At 71.4% G+C, this 5,983-nt stretch carries 4 protein-coding genes and 1 pseudogene; all 5 read right to left on the bottom strand.

Translation table 11 applies throughout. The features are described from left to right. Nucleotides 1-341 (bottom strand): nitrite reductase (NAD(P)H) small subunit (locus G6023_RS12860; RefSeq protein ID WP_182635865.1); only part of this gene is annotated, 341 nt, incomplete at its 3' end. A gap of 128 nt (nucleotides 342-469) precedes the next feature. Then, entirely contained in the window at nucleotides 470-3,022 is a 2,553-nt protein-coding gene (nirB, locus tag G6023_RS12855) for a nitrite reductase large subunit NirB (protein WP_182635864.1), read from the bottom strand. Nucleotides 3,023-3,238: 216 nt separating this feature from the next. After that, a complete protein-coding gene (locus tag G6023_RS12850; protein ID WP_069390400.1) occupies nucleotides 3,239-3,925 on the bottom strand; it encodes a DUF3239 domain-containing protein in 687 nt (228 codons plus the stop codon). A 53-nt stretch (nucleotides 3,926-3,978) separates the two neighbouring features. Next, nucleotides 3,979-5,646, bottom strand: a complete 1,668-nt coding sequence (locus tag G6023_RS12845; protein WP_069390399.1) for a DNA repair helicase XPB — start codon at nucleotides 5,644-5,646, stop codon at nucleotides 3,979-3,981. 66 nt (nucleotides 5,647-5,712) lie between these two features. Further along, nucleotides 5,713-5,983: pseudogene (locus tag G6023_RS12840) on the bottom strand (helicase-associated domain-containing protein); the annotation flags it as partial.

Raw genomic sequence — 5,983 nt, 5'->3', positions numbered from 1 at the left:
AACACCGAGAGTCCGTGCGAGGGGTCGTCGAGGCCGCGACCGTCGGCGAGCGCATAGGCCTGCTTGCCGATCGGTGAGATCACCGCGGGTTCGCCGGCGCGGTCGCCCACCAGGCCGCGGCTCATCACGGCGGCCCGGGCGACGGGGTCGATGTTGCAGAGGGCGCGGACCTCGTCGTCGCCGATCTTGTAGACCGCCACCTGGCGGCCGTCGGGCAGCAGGGCGGCGACCCCACGCCCCGGGATGAGGCGGCCGACCGGGCAGACGGCGATCTCGGCGGGGCGCGCGGCGCCCGATGCGGGAGCGGGGCGGGTGGCGGTGAACAGCTGGGTGGTGGTCATGACGGATCTCCTCCTGGTGGGCGGAACTGGTGAGCGGAAGTCGTGGGCGGAAGTAGTGGGCGGAGCTGGTGAGCAGGAGTCGTGGGCGGGGTGGTCGGCAGAGCTGGCCGGTGTCCGGCGCGGGACCGTCAGACGCGGGCCGGCATGGACGGCGAACCGAGCAGGACCGGCACCTTGCGGCCGTCGCGCTCCTCGAACTGCACGGTGGGGTCGGGCGCCTCGGGGGCGTTGATGAAGGAGACGAACCGGCCGAGCTTGTCGGGGTCGTCCAGGACGGCCGCCCACTCGTCCACGTACCCCTCGACATGCGATTCCATCCGGCCCTCGAGCTCGGCCGCGAGCCCCAGTGAGTCGGAGCAGACGACCTCACGAAGGTGGTCGATGCCGCCTTCGAGCGACTCCAGCCACGGTGCGATCCGCTGCAGGCGCTCGGCGGTGCGGACGTAGAACATCACCGTGCGGTCGATGTAGCGGATGAGCTGGTCGTCGGTGAGATCCCCGGCCAGCAGCTGGGCGTGCCGCGGGGTCGCGCCGCCGTTGCCACCGACGTAGAGGTTCCACCCGGTCTCGGTGGCGATCACCCCGACGTCCTTACCGCGCGCCTCGGCGCACTCGCGGGCACAGCCGGAGACGCCCATCTTGATCTTGTGCGGCGCCCGCAACCCGCGATACCGAGTCTCGAGCAGGACCGCCATCCCCACGGAGTCCTGCTGGCCGTAGCGGCACCACGAGGTACCCACGCAGCTTTTCACCGTGCGCAGCGACTTGCCGTAGGCGTGACCGGACTCCATGCCCGCGTCGACCAGGCGTCGCCAGATCTGCGGCAACTCCTCCACACGCGCGCCGAAGAGATCGATCCGCTGGCCGCCGGTGACCTTGACGTACAGGTCGTGGTCGCGTGCGATCTCGCCGATCACGATGAGCTGATCGGCCGTGACCTCCCCGCCGGGCATCCGCGGGACCACCGAATAGGTGCCGTTCTTCTGGATGTTGGCCAGGAAGTGGTCGTTGGTGTCCTGCAGCGAGGCCTGCTCGCCGTCGAGAACATGGTCGGAGCTGGTCGAGGCGAGGATCGAGGCGACGGTGGGCTTGCAGATGTCGCAGCCGGAGCCGCGGCCGAAGCGCCCGATCAGGCCGGAGAAGGTCCGGATCCCGGTGACCGTGACGATCTCGAACAGCTCCGAGCGGGACTGGTCGAAGTGCTCGCACAGTGCCGTGGACTGCTCGACCCCCTCGGCCTCGAGCACCTGACGCATGAGCGGCAGGCACGACCCACACGAGGTGCCGGCGCGGGTGCACGCCTTAAGTGCCGGGACGTCGCACGCCCCGCCGCAGATCGCGTCGCGCAGCGTGCCCTTGGTGACGGCGTTGCAGGAACAGATCTGGGCGTCGTCGGGCAGCGACTCGACGCCGACACCCCCGCCGTCCGCCGCGGCGCCGGGAGTGATGAGGGACAGGGGATTGGACGACGGCAAGGTGCGCCCGAGCAGCGGCTTGAGCAGCTGGTACGGGCCCGCGTCCCCGACGAACACCCCGCCGAGCAGGGTCAGGGCGTCGTCGCTGAGGACGAGTTTGGAGTAGGTCCGCGTGACGGGGTCGTCCACCACCAACTCGAGGCAGCCGGGCGTGCGCCCGTGGGCGTCGCCGAAGCTGGCCACGTCGACCCCCATGAGCTTGAGTTTGGTGGCGAGGTCGGCGCCGGTGAACTCGGCGTCGGCGCCCGGACCGTCGCCCAGCCGGGCGGCGACCACCTCGGCGGAGGCGTACCCGGGTCCGACCAGGCCGTAGCAGGTGCCCTCGATGGCCGCGCACTCGCCGATCGCGAACACGTGCGGGTCCGAGGTGCGGCACGCCCGGTCGGTCAGCACGCCGCCCCGCTCGGCCAGTGCCAACCCGGCCCCGCGGGCGAGCTCGTCACGGGGGCGCACACCGACGGAGAACACCACGACCGCTGCCTCGACCGCGGTCGTCTCGCCGTCGTCGCCGGTCAGGGTCACCCGGACCCCGCCGTCACCGTCCGCACCGTCGCGCGGTTCGATCACCGTGTCGGTCACGCTCAGGTGCACCTCGATGCCACGGTCGCGGATGAGGTCGCCCAGCAGCGCGCCGCCCCGACCGTCGACCTGGACGGGCATGAGCCGGTCGTTGCGCTCCACGACGTGCGGGGTCAGCCCGATCAGGCTCAACGCATTGGCGGCCTCGATGCCGAGCAGCCCGCCGCCGATCACGACGCCGTGCGCGCCGGGCCCTGCGGTCTCGGCGGCCGCGCGGATCGCGTCGAGGTCGTCGAGGGTGCGGTAGACGTGGCAGCCGGGCAGGTCGTGACCGGGCACGGGCGGGACGAACGCGCGTGAGCCGGTGGCCAGGACCAGCGCGTCGTAGGAGATGCGCTCGCCGGAGTCGAGTTCGACCTGCCGCGCCGCCCGGTCGATCGCCGTGACGAGGTGGCCGGAACGGACGGTGACCCGCGGGTCGGCGGAGTGGCGGGCGTCCTCGAGGTGCAGGGCCGCACGTTCCCAGGCGCCGACATAGGCCGAGAGGCCCACGCGGTCGTACGCGGGATCGGGTTCCTCGCCGATCACCGTGACGGCCAGGTCGGTGTCGGCGTACCGCGAGCCGAGGGTGGAGACGAATCGGTGGGAGACCATCCCGTGCCCGACGACGACGATGTGCTCAGTCATTCCTGGACCTCCTTCGAGCCTGTACCGATCAGGCTAGGAAGGCGGTGTTGCGGAACTGTGGCGTCGGATCACGGTCCCGTGACGCTTAGTTCACAGGGGGCCCGGCGGCGGGTGAGGCCGCGGACGGGCTACGGGTGCGGCCGTGCCGAGGGCGCGCGGATGCCGGGAACCGGGTGAGGGCGGTCGCTTGCACAGATGCCGGGGGAGGGGGGCCGCTCAGTCGAGGGGGAGCAGGCTCGTCGGCGTGGCCGAGACCTCGTCCACCCGGTCGAGGTTCTGGCGCACCCGCTCCCACTCGCCGGAGGGGATCTCCTTCTCGAGTCGGCGCAGGACGGCCTTGTCGGAGGTCGCCCATGCGACGGGCATGGGTGAGATGAACTGGTACAGGTTGTCGCCGCCGCGGGCGCTGCGGTTGCCGACCACGGCCACGCACGGCACGCGCTCGCCCACGCGAACGTCGTGACCCGGGAGCTTCTCGCAGCTGCGGACGGCCAGCGCGGGGAGCTTTCCGGCGGAGCGGTCGACGGCACGGTCGACCAGCGCCAGGAGGGTCAGCCCGCGGGGGCGCACCTCGGCGATGATGGCCGGGACGAGTTCCGAGGTGGCGTAGGTGCGCTGCATCGAGCCCATTTTGCGCGGGATGTACCCGATCATCGCCAGGCATCCGAGAGCGAAGACCCCGGCCAGCGCGGCGACGATCCAGGCCCAGGCCTCGAAGCCGGAGTAGATGAGCAGGCCCACGGCCGCGGCCAGGACGAGCACACCGAGGATGCCCGCGGACCACTGCAGCCGCCGCACCTCGGCGAGGCTCTCGTTGTGCTTGCGGACCCAGGCGTCGTCGACGGGGATGTCGGCGAGGCGGTACTGCTCGTGCGGGGCGCGGGGGGTGCGATCGGCGGCCATGGGTCCAGTATCCCAGGAACCGTCCGGACCGGACCCGCGGGTGGCCGCCGGCGTCAGCCGACCTCGGGGATCGGCGGCCCCAGCAGGTCGTCGGCGTCGATGATCCGGTAGGCGTACCCCTGCTCGGCGAGGAACCGCTGCCGGTGCGCGGCGTACTCGGCGTCGAGGGTGTCGCGCGAGACCACCGAGTAGAAGTGTGCCTGGCCACCGTCGTGCTTGGGCCGCAGCAGCCGGCCCAGCCGCTGCGCCTCCTCCTGCCGGGAGCCGAACGTCCCCGACACCTGCACGGCCACGCTGGCCTCGGGCAGGTCGATCGAGAAGTTGGCGACCTTGGACACCACGAGCGTGGAGATCTCCCCGGCGCGGAACGCGTTGAAGAGCTTCTCGCGCTCCTTGTTGGAGGTGGAGCCCTGGATGACGGGCGCGTCGAGCTCGTCGCCGAGTTCCTCGAGCTGGTCGAGGTAGGCACCGATCACCAGGGTCGGGGCGCCCGCGTGCTTGGCGAGGATGCTCTTGACCACCGGGATCTTGGTCCGCGCGGTCGAGCACAGCTTGTACTTGTCCTCCGCCTCGGCGGTGGCGTAGAGCATCCGCTCGTTCTCCGTGAGCGTCACCCGTACCTCGACGCAGTCGGCCGGGGCGATCCAGCCCTGCGCCTCGATGTCCTTCCACGGGGCGTCGTACCGCTTGGGTCCGATGAGGGAGAAGACGTCACCCTCGCGGCCGTCCTCGCGCACCAGGGTGGCGGTGAGCCCGAGTCGGCGCCGGGACTGCAGGTCCGCGGTCATCCGGAACACCGGCGCGGGCAGCAGGTGCACCTCGTCGTAGATCATCAGCCCCCAGTCGCGGGAGTCGAACAGCTCCAACGCCCGGTGGACGCCCTTGGTCTTGCGGGTGACCACCTGGTAGGTGGCGATGGTGACCGGGCGGATCTCTTTGCGCTCACCGGAGTATTCACCGATCTCGTCCTCGGTCAGCGTGGTGCGGGCCAGCAGCTCCCGCTTCCACTGCCGACCGGCGACCGTGTTGGTCACCAGGATGAGCGTGGTGGCCTTGGCCTTGGCCATCGCGGCCGCCCCGACCATCGTCTTGCCCGCGCCGCAGGGCAGCACGACGACACCCGAGCCGCCCGCCCAGAACGAGTCGGCGGCCATCTGCTGGTAGTCGCGCAGCTCCCAGGGCTCGGTCTCGGTGGACAGGTCGATGTCGTGGGCCTCGCCGTCGACGTACCCGGCCAGATCGTCGGCGGGCCAGCCCACCTTGAGCAGCTCCTGCTTGAGGCGGCCGCGCTCGGACGGGTGCACCACGACGGTGTCGGTGTCGATGTCGGCGCCGAGCATCGGGGCGATCTTCTTGTGGCGTTTGACCTCGGCGAGCACTGCGGAGTCCAGGGAGACCAGGGTCAGTCCGTGGACCGGGCTCTTGACCAACTGGAGCCGGCCGTAGCGGGCCATGGTCTCGGCGATGTCCACCAGCAGCGGCTGCGGGACGGGGAAGCGGGAGAAGTTGACCAGCACGTCGACCACCTGCTCGGCGTCGTGGCCGGCGGCCCGGGCGTTCCACAGCGCCAGCGGCGTGATCCGGTAGGTGTGGACGTGCTCGGGGGCGCGCTCCAGCTCGGCGAACGGGGCCAGCGCCTGGCGCGCGTCGTTCGCCTGATCGTGGTCGATCTCCAGCAGCACGGTCTTGTCCGACTGGACGATCAGCGGTCCACCACTCACTCCGGCCCTCCTCGGGGTCTCACCGGACCCGCGTGGGTCCGACCCTTCATTGTCCAGGAATCCGGGTCAGCGGGTCGGGTCGACGTCGGAGACGGAGATCACGCGGTGCAGCGGGAGGGTGACGGGCTCGGCGGAATCGGGCTCGATCCCCTCGATCCGACCCCCGCCGACGGAGGCCGGCACGAGCAGTCGCGCGGTGGACCGGCCCTGGGCGTCGACGACCGAGACGGTGACGGCGGTGCCCGTGCTCGCCGCGTCGTGCAGGCGGGCGATGGCGGCCTCGCCGGTGTACGCGCCCCCTGAAGTACCCCGCGCCGAGCGCACCCGGTCGGCCGAG

Source organism: Dietzia sp. DQ11-71 (genome assembly GCF_014144995.1).
Classification (GTDB): Bacteria; Actinomycetota; Actinomycetes; order Mycobacteriales; family Mycobacteriaceae; genus Dietzia; species Dietzia kunjamensis.
This window is presented reverse-complemented; position numbering and strand designations above follow the sequence as displayed.